At 74.9% G+C, this 13,474-nt stretch carries 9 protein-coding genes; 5 read left to right on the top strand and 4 right to left on the bottom strand.

Annotation, left to right across the window (positions count from 1 at the left end; genetic code table 11):
• Window positions 1–91: 91 nt before the first annotated feature.
• The gene (locus ACFXHB_RS18040) at window positions 92–1,894 is read left to right on the top strand and encodes a DUF4153 domain-containing protein (RefSeq protein WP_380575305.1); all 1,803 of its coding nucleotides are present in this window, start codon (window positions 92–94) and stop codon (window positions 1,892–1,894) included.
• 179 nt (window positions 1,895–2,073) lie between these two features.
• Here the strand turns inward: ACFXHB_RS18040 and ACFXHB_RS18045 are convergent, their stop codons facing one another.
• Complete coding sequence (locus ACFXHB_RS18045; RefSeq protein ID WP_380575306.1) at window positions 2,074–3,621, bottom strand: MFS transporter; 1,548 nt, start codon at window positions 3,619–3,621, stop codon at window positions 2,074–2,076.
• A gap of 172 nt (window positions 3,622–3,793) precedes the next feature.
• Between ACFXHB_RS18045 and ACFXHB_RS18050 the strand changes: the two genes are divergently transcribed.
• The 3 genes from ACFXHB_RS18050 (at window position 3,794) to ACFXHB_RS18060 (ending at window position 6,280) form a co-directional block, all read left to right on the top strand.
• Complete coding sequence (locus ACFXHB_RS18050; RefSeq protein WP_380575308.1) at window positions 3,794–4,588, top strand: TetR/AcrR family transcriptional regulator; 795 nt, start codon at window positions 3,794–3,796, stop codon at window positions 4,586–4,588.
• Between the two features lie 196 nt (window positions 4,589–4,784).
• Entirely contained in the window at window positions 4,785–5,495 is a 711-nt protein-coding gene (locus tag ACFXHB_RS18055) for a ribonuclease HII (protein WP_380575309.1), read from the top strand.
• Window positions 5,496–5,596: 101 nt separating this feature from the next.
• Complete coding sequence (locus ACFXHB_RS18060) at window positions 5,597–6,280, top strand: hypothetical protein (RefSeq protein WP_380575310.1); 684 nt, start codon at window positions 5,597–5,599, stop codon at window positions 6,278–6,280.
• 188 nt (window positions 6,281–6,468) lie between these two features.
• Here the strand turns inward: ACFXHB_RS18060 and ACFXHB_RS18065 are convergent, their stop codons facing one another.
• Together ACFXHB_RS18065 and ACFXHB_RS18070 are read right to left on the bottom strand one after the other, a co-directional pair.
• On the bottom strand, window positions 6,469–7,068 hold the full coding sequence (locus ACFXHB_RS18065; protein WP_380575369.1) for a hypothetical protein: 600 nt from the start codon (window positions 7,066–7,068) through the stop codon (window positions 6,469–6,471).
• A 509-nt stretch (window positions 7,069–7,577) separates the two neighbouring features.
• Window positions 7,578–9,812, bottom strand: a complete 2,235-nt coding sequence (locus tag ACFXHB_RS18070) for a RecQ family ATP-dependent DNA helicase (RefSeq protein WP_380575311.1) — start codon at window positions 9,810–9,812, stop codon at window positions 7,578–7,580.
• Window positions 9,813–10,041: 229 nt separating this feature from the next.
• Here ACFXHB_RS18070 and ACFXHB_RS18075 point away from each other — a divergent pair, with 229 nt between their 5' ends.
• The gene (locus ACFXHB_RS18075; protein WP_380575312.1) at window positions 10,042–11,622 is read left to right on the top strand and encodes a DUF4192 domain-containing protein; all 1,581 of its coding nucleotides are present in this window, start codon (window positions 10,042–10,044) and stop codon (window positions 11,620–11,622) included.
• A gap of 118 nt (window positions 11,623–11,740) precedes the next feature.
• On the opposite strand, the gene ACFXHB_RS18080 is transcribed toward ACFXHB_RS18075, so the two are convergent.
• Window positions 11,741–13,054, bottom strand: coding sequence for an alpha/beta fold hydrolase (locus tag ACFXHB_RS18080; protein ID WP_380575313.1), 1,314 nt, complete (start codon window positions 13,052–13,054; stop codon window positions 11,741–11,743).
• Between the last annotated feature and the right edge of the window lie 420 nt (window positions 13,055–13,474).

A 13,474-nucleotide genomic window follows, 5' to 3' on the forward strand; every position in this document is an offset into this window, starting at 1 on the left:
CAGTCGGCGTCAGTCGCGGCGCCCCGGCGCCTTCCGGCGGGCTGCCCCCTGGGCGGCTGCCGCATGCCCGCAGACCTTCGAGGGGGACCCCATGCCCGGCCACTCCACACCCGCCCCGGCCGGCGGCCCGTCCGGATCGGACCCGTACCGTGCGCCCGGTGGCCCGTCCGGATCGGACCCGTACCGTGCGCCCGGCGGCCCGTCCGGATCCGACCCGTACCGTGCGCCCGGTGGCCCGGGGGAGCAGCCGGCGGCGCCGGGCGCGCAGCCGCGGCACGACGCCTCCGCGCCGGGGCCGCAGAACCGGCCGGGCGAGCCCGGGCAGGACCGGGCCGGGGCGGCGGACCCCGACCCGAACCCCTACCGGGCGCCGGGCCGGCCGGCGCCGAAACCCTTCGCCTGGCTGTGCCCCAGCGACCCCGGCCCCAAGGCCCCGGTGACGCCCAGGACGCTCGCGGCCGCCCTGCTGACCGGCCTGCTGACGGCCTGGCTGCTCGACCGCGGCTTCGGCGTCAACCTGCTGATCTGCGGCACGGTCGCCGCCGTCGGCGCCGGCCTGGCCGCCCGCTCCGCCGGGCGCCGGCTGCGGGGCTGGACGCTGCTCTGGAGCGCGCTCGCGCTCGCTCTGCTCGTCGTCCCGGCACTCTCCGACGCCGGTTGGCCGACGGCGCTGGCCACGGTCGGCGCGCTGGCCCTGGCCTCGCTCGCGCTGCACGGCGGCCGGCGCTGGGCCGGCGTACTGCTCGCCCTGCCCGGCATCCTCTGGCAGCCGCTGCCCGGCCTGCGGTGGGCCCGCGCCGGCCTGCGCGGGATCGGCCTGCCCGCCCGCGGCAAGGTGGCACCGGTGTTCAAGGCGGTCCTGGTGACCGTCGTGCTGCTGGTCGTCTTCGGCCGGCTGTTCGCCAGCGCCGACGCCGGCATGGCCGAACTGCTGGAGAGCCTCAGCCCCAGCCTGGCCCCCGGTGAGATCCCGCTGCGCGTCGCGCTCTTCGCCCTCGGCGCGGTCACCGTCCTGGGCTTCGCCCACATCGCGGCGGGCCCGCGCCGCTGGGACCGCACGGTGGTCCGGCCGGGCCGCGAGCGCGGCCGGTTGGAGTGGGCGCTGCCGCTGGTCGCGCTCAACCTGATGTTCGGCGCCTTCGCCGTGATCCAGGCCGTGGTGGTGCTCGGCGGCCGCGACTCGATCATGCGGAACACCGGGATGAGCCGCTCCGAGTACGCCCGGCAGGGCTTCTGGCAGCTGACGGTCGTCACCGTGCTGACCCTCGTGGTGGTCGGCGTCGCCAAGCGCTGGGCGCCGCGCGGCACCGAGGCCGACCGCAGGCTCGCGCGCGTCCTGCTCGGTCTGCTCTGCCTGCTCACCCTCGTCGTGGTCGCCTCGGCCCTCGGCCGGATGTGGTTCTACGTCGACGCCTCCGGGCTGACCAGGCTCCGGCTCTGGGTCCTGGTGGTCGAGGTCTGGCTGGGCGTGGTCTTCGCGCTGCTGATCACGGCCGGGCTGGTCCGCTCGGCGGGGTGGCTGCCGCGTGTGGTCCTGCTCAGCGCCGTACTGATGGTGGCGGTCTACGGATTGATGGGGCCGGACGCGATCGTCGCCGAACAGAACGTGGCCCGCTTCGAGCGGACCGGGCAGATCGACCTGCGCAACGTCCGGGACCTCTCGCTCGACGCCGTCCCGGCCCTGGACCGGCTGCCGGCGGACTACCGGACCTGTGCGTTGGAGCTGATGCGGATCGATGCCGGTGAGCCCGAGCCCTGGTACGCGGCCAGTCTCGCCGCCGCCCGGGCGCGGAGCGTCTTCGCCGAGCGTCCCCTGGTGGACGAGGCCTCGGCGCGGGGGAGCGCCTGCGAGCGGGCGGGGCTGGGGGAGCGGGACGGGACCGAGCGGTACTGAGCCGCGCCGGGCCGGCCGGGGGCGCTGGTCGGGCCGGGGCGGGTGGGTCGGGGCCGTTCGCCTGGGCCGGTCGGGAGCGGTGCGGGCGGTCCTGGGGGTGACCCGATGCGTGAGGGCCGGCCGGGAGCTCGCTGCTCCCGGCCGGCCCTCACGGCGTCATGCCGGTCCGTCGCGTCGCGTCAGTGCATCGCGATGCCGGAGGTGTTCGACGACAGGTCCTCCGCCTTGGCCTTGATCACGAAGACCGCGACCAGCAGGGCGAGCCCGGCGAGCACCGCGCCCACGATGAAGCCGTGGGAAATGCCGTAGGCGAGCACCTGGTTGGCCGCGTCGGTGCCCTTGGGGAACTCCTTCTTCTCCAGGAACACCGCCTTCTGCTCCGGTGAGGCCGTGGCCAGGAAGCCGGGGAGCTGCAGCTTGGCCTCCGCGGTGGCGTAGTGGGCGAACACCGTGGTGAGGATCGACAGGCCCAGCGAGCCGCCGATCTGCTGCATCGAGTTGAGCAGGCCGGACGCCGCGCCGGTCTCCTCGCCGGCGACCCCGGCGACCGCGAGCAGCATCACCGGGACGAAGGTCAGACCCATGCCGAAGCCGAACACCACCGTGGGGCCGAGCACCCCGTCGAGGTAACTGCTGTCCGCGTCCATCTGGGTCAGCCAGGTGAGCCCGATGGTGACGAAGAGCGCGCCGCCGGCCATGAACGGCTTCGGGCCGTACTTGGCCTGGAGGGTGGAGGCCACCTGCGCGGCGATGATGATCGAGATGCTGATCGGCAGGAACGCGAAGCCGGCCTTCAGCGGGCTGTACCCGAGCGGTCCCTGTACGAAGAGCGTGACGTAGAAGAAGATGCCGAACATGGCCGCGGCCAGGCAGAGCATCATCACCAGGCCACCGGTGCGGTTGCGGTTGGCGAACAGGTGCAGCGGGGTGATCGGCTGCGCGGTGCGCTTCTCGATCACCAGGAACGCGGCCACCAGCAGGATGCCGGCCGCGAAGGAGCCGAGCGTCACGCTGTCCGTCCAGCCGTCCGACGCGGCCCGGATGAACCCGTAGACCAGGCCGATCAGGCCCAGCGTGGAGGTGAGTGCGCCGGGCAGGTCGAAGCGGCCCTCGTGGCGCTCCGACTCGGCGATGTAGCGCGGCGCGGCGATCGCGATCAGCACGGCGATCGGCACGTTGACGAAGAACACCCAGCGCCAGTCGAGGTACTCGGTGAGCACACCGCCGGCCAGCAGGCCGATGGCCGCACCCGAGCCGGCCACCGCCGAGAAGACGCCGAACGCCTTGTTGCGTTCGGGTCCCTCGTCGAAGTTGGTGGCGATCAGGGCGAAGGCGGTGGGCGAGCATATCGCGCCGCCGATGCCCTGGAGTGCGCGGGCGGCCAGCAGCATGCCGCCGTCCTGCGCGAAGCCGCCGAGCAGCGAGGCCAGCCCGAACAGCAGCGTGCCGGCGATGAACACCCGGCGGCGGCCGAGGATGTCGCCGGCGCGGCCGCCGAGCAGCAGCAGGCCACCGAAGGTCAGCGTGTAGGCGTTGATCACCCACGACAGGTTGGTGGTGGAGAAGTTCAGCGCGTCCCTGATCTGCGGCAGCGCGATGTTCACGATGGTGGCGTCGAGGACGACCATCAGCTGCGTGGCGGCGATGACGGTCAGGGTGATGCCCTTGTTCCTGCCCTGGCTGCCCTGCGATGGAGAGTTCTTGCTGAGTGTGTCGGAGATAGCCAAGTTAGTGCCCCCTGCTGGCTACTGCTTCGTATGCTGTGGACCCGAGGCCCCGCGCGGTCCCGCGGCGTCCCGCAGGCTATGAAGGAACGGGATCGTTCACTAGCCTGGACGATATCCTGGACAAGATTGTGAACGCAAGCGTTCCCTAAGGTTGGTGACGATGGATCAGTTGGTGCGACGCCAGAGGGCGGACCGGGCGGCCGGGCGGGTGGGCGAACGCCCGGTCGAGCGGCCGCGCGACCGGGCCGGGGACCTGGCGGGCGAGCAGCTCACAGGGCCGGCGGAGGGGCGGGTGGCGGAGGTTCCCGCCGTGCCCGCGCCGACGGCGGGCGTCCCGGTGGCCGGGCCCACGTCGCACTGTCCGGTGAAGGTGGCGGCCGAGGTGCTGTCCCGGCCGATGCGCCGTCGGGGCAAGGAGTTGGAAGGGGCGATCTTCGAGGCCGCGCTCGACCAACTCACCTCCGGCGGATTCGCACGGCTGACGATGGAGGGCATCGCCGGGGCCGCGCGGACCGGGAAGGCCGCGCTGTACCGGCGCTGGGCGTCCAAGGTCGAACTCGTCATCGACGCCCTGGACTCCACTCTGCCACGGCCCTCCGACACCCCCGACCTCGGGTCCGCCCGCAGTGAATTGCTGCTGCTCATCCAGGGTTTCACCGAGGCGATGAACTCCCGGTCGGGCGGCGCCATGCAGGCGCTGATGGCCGAGCTGGAGCATGAGCAGGCCGAGCTGTTCAAGGGCTTCATCGTCCAGCGGGTGGTCGAACCGACCAAGACCACCATCCTGGAGATCCTGCGGCGCGGTGTCGAGCGCGGCGACGTCCGGCCCGGCGCGGTCACCCCGCTGGTCGCCGACGTCGCTCCGGCGATGCTGATGTACCGGGTCAAGATCTGCGGTCGGCAGCTCTGGCCCGAGTTCGCCGTCGAGCTGGTGGATGAGGTGCTGGTGCCGCTGATCCGGAGCTGATCCGGGGCTGATCCGGGGCCGGCGTGGGGCCGGGGTGGGGCCGGTGCGGCGTCGGCCCGGGGTCGCGTCGCGGGCGGTGGCCGTCGGTTGGCGAGGGGTGGATGGTGGGCGGGGGGTCGGTGGTCGGGGTCACGTGGTCCGGGGCGGCGCCGGGCGGGGCTTACGCTGGAGGTTGCCCCAGCCGAAGGACTCCGCGATGCCCATCGTCCCGCCGACGCATTCCGTCGAGCGCTCGCTGCGCCGGGCCGGCGCCAAGATCGTTGTCGGTCTCGACGAGGTCGGGCGCGGTGCCTGGGCCGGACCGGTCACCGTCGGCGCGGCGGTCACCGGGCTGCGCAAGCCGCCGGAGGGCCTGACCGACTCCAAGCTGCTCACCGAACTCCGCCGCGAGGCGCTCGCCCCGGTCCTCGCCGACTGGGTCACCGCGTACGCGCTCGGTCACGCCTCCGCGCTGGAGTGCGACGAGCTGGGGATGACCGCGGCGCTGCGACTGGCCGCCGTACGTGCCCTGGAGGCACTGCCGGTGGAACCCGACGCGGTGATACTCGACGGCAAGCACGACTACCTGGGCGGCCCGTGGCGAGTGCGCACGGTCATCAAGGGCGACCAGTCCTGCATCTGCGTCTCGGCCGCCTCGGTGCTCGCCAAGGTCCACCGCGACGGTCTGATGGCCGAGCTGGGGGAGGCCTGTCCCGAGTACGGGTTCGCCGACAACGCCGGCTACCCGTCCCCGGTGCACCGCACCGCCCTGGAGGAGTTGGGGCCGACCGAGCAGCACCGGCTGTCCTGGGCCTATCTGGACGGGATGCCCAAGTGGCGCCATTTGAAGCGGACCCGGGCCGTCGTCGGCGTCGGCGGAGCGGGCTCGGCGGGCCCCGCGGATGAACAGCTGACGCTCGGTTTCTGACGTTTCGTCGGCCATTGTCCCGGGTGGGGGCGGAAGGCTCGTGGTGCCCAATGGGTGGGGCGCCCGTGCGCGCCCGACCGGCATTTGATAGATATCCGGGTATGCCTGTCTTCCCCGAGGAGCCGGAGATTCACGAGAGCCTCCCGGGCCCCGGCGTTCCCTTCCCCCGCGAGTCGGACGCACAAGCCCCCCGTACGCCTGCCTCCGGCAGCGCGACCCCTGCCACACCGTCGACCGTCACCGCTGCCCCGGCCCCGGTGCCGGGCCAGCGCCCCGCACCCGGGCGCTCGGCGCCGCCGGGTGCCGAGCGCCCGGGGCCGAAGCCCCGGCCGGCCGGGATCCCCAAGCCCGGCCCGCGTCGCCCGGCGCCCGCCGCACCGCAGGCCGCGGTCCAACAGCTCACCGCCACCGCCGCGCAGGCGCTGGACCGCGCCGACGAGGCGGTCGACCGGCTGCTGGAGTCCGGCCGTGACCCGGGTACCGTGCTGGTGCTGACGGTCGGCGAGCCGCACCCCTGGCAGCGGCACGAACTCTCCTTCGGCGAGGAGCGCTACTGGGCGCAACTCGCCGAGGGCGGTGACGTGTTCTACGCGGACGCCGCGCTGACCCGCCCGGCCCGCCGCGAGGTGGTCGTGCTGGTCGTCAACGGTGGCCCGGCCGACCGCGCCGCCAAGGCGTTCACCGAGGCCCGGGGCCGGGCGGCCGAGCTCCTGGTGGTCTGCGGAAACGCCGGCCCCGCCGCTGCCGCGGCCGCCGCGGCGGCCAGTCGTCCCGTGACCGCCTGATCCCTGTCGACCCCCGGGCCCGGCGCCACCTGGTGCCGGGCCCGACCCATGCCGTCCGCCGTCCCGGCGTGCCGCCGCGCCCGCGGCAGCGCCCGTCGTCGCCGGGCGACAGCGGCCGGGTAGGGGGCGGCCGAGCCGGGTAGGGCGGCCGCGCGACGGCGGACGGACCGCCCCCCCGGGCGGTCGCCTCAGCGGGTGCCGGTGCGCCGGCCCGGTTCGATCGCCGCGACCCGCGCGGGCGCCCAGGGGCGTTCGGCCTGGCGCAGCGGGCGCTGTCCGCGCGTGCCGTCCAGCGCCGAGCGGGGCGGCAGTTCGGTGACGGTGTGGACCGGCCCGTCGGCCCAGGACCCCGCGTGCGGATCGCGTCCGCCGCGGCCGTCGGCGAGGATCTGCCAGCCCGCCGGGGACAGGGTGATGTACGAACCGCAGCGCAGCCCGTGCAGGGCCGCCGCGTCCTGCAACGCCCACATCCAGGCGCCGTCCTGCGCCGTCCAGCCCGCCGCGCCCTCCCGGCAGCGCAGCAGCACGGCCGTCCGGACCGGGGCGGCCCGGCGCAGGTCGTGCGGGGTGACCTGGCGCAGGTGCGTCAGGATCGCGTTGCGGTGCTGCCAGCCGTCGGTGTGGCGGGGCCAGGGGGCGAAGGAGGCCGAGGCGTTCAGCCGGTGCGACGCGTCCAGTACGGCGATCACGACCGTGCCGGGCTGCGGCAGGTGGCGTTGGTGCAGCTCCAGGACGAACTCGCGCGGGTCGCGCAGCGCCGGGATCCCCGAGGCGGCCCACGTCTCCAGATCGCATACCCGTCTGGGCGCCGAACTCCGGGCGAGGGGATACTGACCTCGGCCGATACCGTTGATCACGATCCTCCTTCCCGACCCACGGGCGCGCGGGCACCTGCGTACGCCGAAGGCCTGGTCCAGCGGACCGGGCTCCGGGTACGGTCCAATTCTCAGGGCAGATGGGGTGGAGCGGCAACGATGAAATGATGAACGCCGCCCGAAAGCCAACGTTCTGCCGGATATATTCCACGGCGGCGCGAGTGCCACCCGGAGACGGCAGGATGGTGATCCGGGTCGCCCGAAGGCCTCCGCGGAGTGCTTTCCGCATGGTCACCCCTCTCTCCGCCCGACTGATGTCCCCGGCGCCGGCGAATCCTCCGGCTCGCACCTGCATTACTCCATTCGGGTGTACGTCGGCAGTGGAACCTCCCGCTCCGCGACCGGCTGTCCGACGGCGCCCCGATCGTGTCGCCCTGATCACGGCGCCCCGATCGGGTCCTCCCGGCTCGCCCCGCCCCCGCTCAGCCCTGCACGGCCAGGACCAGCGGCAGGACGGCGCTCGCGCCCGCCTTGCGCAGCAGCCGGGCGGCCACCGTGACCGTCCACCCGGAGTCGACCAGGTCGTCCACCAGCAGCACCGGTCCGCCGGCCGCCGCCACCGCGGCCTCCACCTCCGGTGGCAGGGCGAGCGCCCCCGCCAGCGCGTGCAACCGCTGGGCGCTGTTGCTGCGCGCGCCGTGCGGCGGCCGGCCGGTCGCGTACTCGATCCGCCCGAGCAGGGGCAGCCGGCCGATCTCGGCGATCCGGGCACCGAGGCTGCCGACCAGCTGCGGACGGGTCGACGAGGCCATGGTCACCACGCCGACCGGCCGGTCGAGCCGGGCGCCCTCCGTCGTCGCGGGCCCGGCCCAGCCGCCGGGGCCGCGCGCCCAGTCGCTCAGAACCGCCACCAGGGCGTCCACCGCCTCGCCGGGGACGGGCACGTCGGGGGCCTGGTCGGCCAGCAGGGTCCGCAGTCGGTTGCCCCACCCGATGTCGGACAGCCGGCCGAGGGCCCGGCCGGTCTCGGCCTGTTCGCCCGCCGGAATGCGTCCCTTGAGCGGCACCCCCAACGCGTCCATGCCGGTCGGCCAGAGCCGGCGCGGCTCGAAGCTGACGCCGGGCCGCCCGAGCGCGGCCCGCGCGGCGTCCAGCGCCGCGGTGGAGACCTCCGGGGTGTGCAGCGGCCCGGCGCAGTTGTCGCAGCGGCCGCACGGCTCGGCCTGTTCGTCGTCCAGCTGGCGCCGCAGGAACTCCATCCGGCAACCGGTGGCCGCCGCGTACTCGCGCATCGCCCGCTGCTCGGCCTCGCGCGAGGCGGCGACCTTGGCGTAGCGGGCGGTGTCGTACGCCCAGCTCTGCCCGGTGGCCGACCAGCCGCCCTTGACCCGTCGCACCGCCCCGTCCACGTCGAGGACCTTGAGCATGGTCTCCAGCCGGGCGCGGCGCAGGTCCACCCGGGGCTCCAGCGCGGCCGTGGAGAGCGGCCGGCCGGCCTCGGCGAGGGCGTCGATGGTGCGGCGGACCTGCTCCTCGGGCGGGAAGGCCAGCGAGGCGAAGTAGCGCCAGATCGCCTCGTCCTCGCGCCCGGGCAGCAGCAGCACCTCGGCCCGGTCGACGCCGCGGCCGGCCCGGCCGACCTGCTGGTAGTAGGCGATCGGCGAACTGGGTGAGCCCAGGTGCACCACGAAGCCGAGGTCGGGCTTGTCGAAGCCCATGCCGAGCGCGGAGGTGGCGACCAGCGCCTTGACCCGGTTGGCGAGCAGGTCCGCCTCGGCGGTGCGGCGCTCGGCGTCCTCGGTGCGGCCGGAGTAGGAGGCCACCGGGAAGCCCCGCTCGCGCAGGAAGGCCGTCACCTCGTCGGCGGCGGCGACCGTCAGGGTGTAGACGATGCCGGAGCCGGGCAGCCGGTCGAGGTGGTCGGCCAACCACGCCAGCCGGTGCGCCGGGTCGGGCAGCGTGAGGACCCCGAGGGTGAGGCTCTCGCGGTCGAGCGGCCCGCGCAGCACGAGGGCGTGCGCGTCCGTGGAGCCGGTGCCGAGCTGCTCGGCGACGTCGGCGGTGACCCGGGCGTTGGCCGTGGCGGTGGTGGCCAGCACCGGGACGCCCGGCGAGAGGTCGGCGAGCATGGTGCGCAGCCGGCGGTAGTCGGGGCGGAAGTCGTGGCCCCAGTCGGAGATGCAGTGGGCCTCGTCCACCACCAGCAGGCCGGTGGAGGCGGCGAGCTTGGGGAGCACCTGGTCGCGGAAGTCGGGGTTGTTCAGCCGCTCGGGGCTGACCAGCAGGATGTCCACCGCGCCCGCCGCGACCTCGGCCTGGATCGCGTCCCACTCGTCGGTGTTGGCCGAGTTGATGGTGCGGGCGTTGATGCCGGCCCGGGCCGCCGAATCGACCTGGTTGCGCATCAGGGCGAGCAGCGGGGACACGATCACCGTCGGACCGGCGCCGCGGGCCCGCAGCAGGGCGGTGGCGATGAAGTAGACGGCGGACTTGCCCCAGCCGGTGCGCTGCACCACGAGGGCCCGGCGGTGGTCGACGACCAGGGCCTCGATGGCCGTCCACTGGTCCTCGCGGAGCGTGGCGGTGGGCCCGGCGAGCTCGCGCAGGACGGCCTCGGCCCGCGCCCGGACCTCGGCGCGGTCGGCGGCTGTGGCGCTGCCGGTGCCGGCCGCGGTGGTGGCGTCGGTGGCGGTGGTGTGGTTCTGCGGCTGCTGCATGGCCCCCATGTAACCCCGTACCGCCGACAATGGGCGAACGGTGCTGCTCATGCGGGGGTGACCCGCGGGTGCATTTCATCGGCTCTTCCGCTGAACGGCCGCCGAATGTCACCCGGGAGAGTGGCTCGGAATACCCCGAACGAGGGACGTTTTATCCACAGGCGGGCTTTATCCACAGGAGAAAAGGAAATCTCCGGGGTGGCTCGCGGATTGCGGCAGTGTTCCGGCCATGAACAACGAACACGTCGCACTCCCCTTCGGCCCGGCCTCCGGCGGGCGGCCGGTCAGCATGCGGGGCCCGGCCGACATGGCCGAGCTGCTGCCCTACCTGTTGGGCTTCTTCCCCGACGACAGCATCGTGGCCGTCGGGCTCCAGGGCCCGGACCTCCATCAGGGCGGGGTGATCCGGCTGGACATCCCCGAGTCGCCGCGGCAGTGGCCGACGGCCGCCGGCGAGACGGCCTCGCTGCTCGTCGGTCTCTCCGAGCGGCGGGACCGCCGACCGGCCCAGGTCCTGCTGTACCTCTGTCAGGATCCGGACCGGGAGCACGGTCCGCCGGTGCTCGACCGGCTCGGACCGCTCGCGGCGGAGCTGCGGGCGGCCTTCGAGACCAGGGGAGTGGGGGTGAAGGAGTCGCTCTGCGTCTCCTCCGGCCGCTGGTGGTCCTTCCTCTGCCGCGGGGAGGGGTGCTGCGATCCGGCCGGCCACCCGATCCGGCCGGGCCCCGGGCCAGTGGCCGCGGCGGCCACGTTCGCCGGCCTCGCGCCGAGGGGCAGCCGCAAGGCGATCGTGGCGGGGCTGGCCCCGATCGGTCCGCCCGGAGCGGAGGTCCAGCGCCTGGCGCTGGCCCGGGCCGCGGCCGATGGGCGAGCCGGTCAGGCGTCGGCGCTCTCCCGGGAGCGGGGCGGTGCGCTGCTCGACCAGGCCGTGGCCGAGTTCATGGCCGGCGCGCGCGTCCTCGACGAGCACCGGACGGCGCGGCTGCTCGTCGCCCTCCAGGACCGCCGTACCCGGGACCGGGCCGCCGAGTACGTCCGGCCGGAGGAGCTCGCGCCCGCCCAGCGCCTCTGGCGCTTCCTCGCCAGGCGCTGCGTGCCGCCCCACACCGGCTACGCCCCGCCCCCGCTCACACTGCTGGCCTGGGCGTCCTGGGTCGCGGGGGACACCGCGACGGCCCGTGTCGTGCTCGCCCACACGCTGCGGCTCGCCCCGTCCTACCTGCTGGCCCAGCTGCTCTACGAGTCCCTGAACGGTGGGCTCGCCCCCGAGGAGCTGCTGGCGAGTGTGGCGGCCGAGCGCAGTCGCCGCTCCGGCGGGGCGCGGCGGGAGCGGCCGGCGCAGGGCCCGGTCGGGCCTGGCCCGGCGAACGGTCCCGGCGGGCCGCCGGAGAAGGGCCCGGTGGGTGGCCCGGAGCCCGTGCCGGAGCCCGTGTCAGAGCCCGCGCCGGAGGCGCCGGCCGGCCCGGCTCCGGCCAAGCCCCGTCGCCGGCGTGCCCGGAAGGCGCCGGCCGAGGTCCCCGACCCGGGGGCCACGGGGTACACAGCCGCCAGTACGGGGCCGCTCCCCGGTCATTCGAGCGGGGGCACGCCGAAGGGCGGCGAGGCCGGCCGGTCCGACGAGGGGCCGGGCGGTGGGCCGCCGGCGCTGATCTCCGGCCGCGAGGCGGGCCGTCCCTGTGCCAGGGCGCGCTCCGTGCGGAGGCCGCGGCTGGGCCGTGCGTCGCCCTGGGCGGCGCAGGCCACGGCGGTCGGGCGCGGTCGGTGCCGTGCTGCCCGCGGCTCGACGGGAAGGGCCCGGCATGCGAGGTGACCGCCCCCGGGGCCGGGCGCCCGGCCCCGTCCGTCCGGTCGGCCGGGGCAGCCGCCCCGGCCGACCGGTGCCGGCCCCGGTCGCGCCGCCCTCCCGGGGCGGCGGCCGACGCCGGCTGCTAGACCTCGCCGCGAGCCATCGCGATCAGGCGGTCGAGCACCTTGCCACCGCTCACCCGAAGGCCGTCGTGCTCCCACTCGTTGGTGACCCACGTCCGCAGGCCGCGGACGGACCGGGCGGTCTCCAGCGAGTCGGCGGTGTCGACGTACATGTCGTCGTGGTAGACCGCCGCCACCACCGGCACCTCGTTGACGGCCAACCGGGCCGGGTCGTACAGGTCGGCCCAGTCGGTGCGGGCGGCGAGCAGCTCCGCGGCCTCCTTCAGCGGGCGAAGCGCCGGGTCGGTGTCGAACATCCAGGGGTAGATCATCTCCCCGGTGAACAGCACCGGCGCCCCGGACTCCAGCGCGGCCGCGGCGTCGAACTCGGGGAACTCCTTGCGGACGCGCTCGGCCGACCAGCCGGTGCCCGCCCGGTCCACCGACCGCTGGCCGTAGATCGACTCGTGCAGCACGGCGTACAGCGGCCCCTCGGCGAAGGAGACCTTGGCCTGGACACCGGCCAGGAAGGTGTCGGACAGCTCGGGCCCGTCGGGGCCCTCCACCCAGGCCTCCTCCAGGAGGTAGTGCAGGCTCCCGGAGCCGCTGCCGGTGCCGAGCATCATGCCGAGGGCCTGGAACGCCTGGACGGTGAGCAGTCCGCCGTCGGGCAGGGGCGCGGGGGAGGCCGCCAGCCGGGCGGCGATCCGCCGGACGGCCTCGATGTCCTGCGGGAAGCGGGCGTAGTGCTCCTCGTTCTTGCGGACGACCCGGGGGTAGGCGGCCCGGTAGACCTCGTCGGCCGAGCTGCGCAGGCCCGCGAGCCCACCGGTGACGAAGGCTTCGCGCAGTCCCTCGGGCGCGATCGAGAGGTAGCTGAGGAGGCAGAACCCGCCAAAGCTCTGGCCGAGCACGCTCCAGCGCCGGTCGTCGCCGAGCAGCCGGCGGCGGATCGACTCGGCGTCCCGCACGATCGAGTCCGCGCGGAAGTGCGCCAGGTAGTCGGCCTGCTCCTGGGCGCCGCCGCGACGGGTGAGGGTCTGCCGGGTCGCGGGCGTGGACCGCCCGGTGCCGCGCTGGTCGAGCAGGAGCACCCGGTAGTCGTCCAGGGCGCGCTCCAGCCAGCCGTCCCGGCCGAGCGGGCGCCCTGCCTTGCCGCCCGGTCCGCCCTGGAGGAAGAGCAGCCAGGGCAGGTCGTCCTTCTCGCGGCGCGCGGCCACCACCTCGCGGGCGTACACCTCGATCTCCTCGCCCTGCGGGGCGGTGTGGTCGAGCGGCAGGCGGAAGACGTGGTCGGTCGTGACAATCCCGGGCAGCCGACTGGCGGTGGACATACAACTCCTCGGTATGTGTCTGGTTCACAGCGGTCACGGCGCCGCTCACGGGGTTGCCGGTGCGGGCTCCGCGCCCCCCGCACCGTATCCTGACGGCGGTCGGACACGGGTTCGACGGTCGCCGTTCATGACCGTCCGTCCGAGCAGGCGCGCGAGGCGGTACGACAGCCGCGGCACACGCGCTTCGGCCCGGAGCGGCACCGGCCCGAAGCAGCGGCGGTCGGCCGGTGACGGCGGTACGACTGCCCGGTACCCCGGCGCGGCGGGCCGAAGTGACAGAGCGAGCGTTACCTGCGACCGGTCGGCGGCGTTCACCCCGGGGGCACTGTGCCCGGCGGACACCGGGCTCCCCTGGACGGACAGCGCCGCGGCGCGCCCGGGTACCGGGCCGCCGCACGGCAGCGGCGGACGGGGCGCCGG

The organism is Kitasatospora sp. NPDC059327 (genome assembly GCF_042752535.1).
Taxonomy (GTDB): Bacteria; Actinomycetota; Actinomycetes; order Streptomycetales; family Streptomycetaceae; genus Kitasatospora.

Coding starts and splice junctions, on each gene's coding strand:
- ACFXHB_RS18080 (WP_380575313.1), bottom strand. CDS start 13,054: ATGTCCACCGCCAGTCGGCTGCCCGGGATTGTCACGACCGACCACGTC.
- ACFXHB_RS18040 (WP_380575305.1), top strand. CDS start 92: ATGCCCGGCCACTCCACACCCGCCCCGGCCGGCGGCCCGTCCGGATCG.
- ACFXHB_RS18070 (WP_380575311.1), bottom strand. CDS start 9,812: ATGCAGCAGCCGCAGAACCACACCACCGCCACCGACGCCACCACCGCG.
- ACFXHB_RS18060 (WP_380575310.1), top strand. CDS start 5,597: ATGCCTGTCTTCCCCGAGGAGCCGGAGATTCACGAGAGCCTCCCGGGC.
- ACFXHB_RS18055 (WP_380575309.1), top strand. CDS start 4,785: ATGCCCATCGTCCCGCCGACGCATTCCGTCGAGCGCTCGCTGCGCCGG.
- ACFXHB_RS18075 (WP_380575312.1), top strand. CDS start 10,042: ATGAACAACGAACACGTCGCACTCCCCTTCGGCCCGGCCTCCGGCGGG.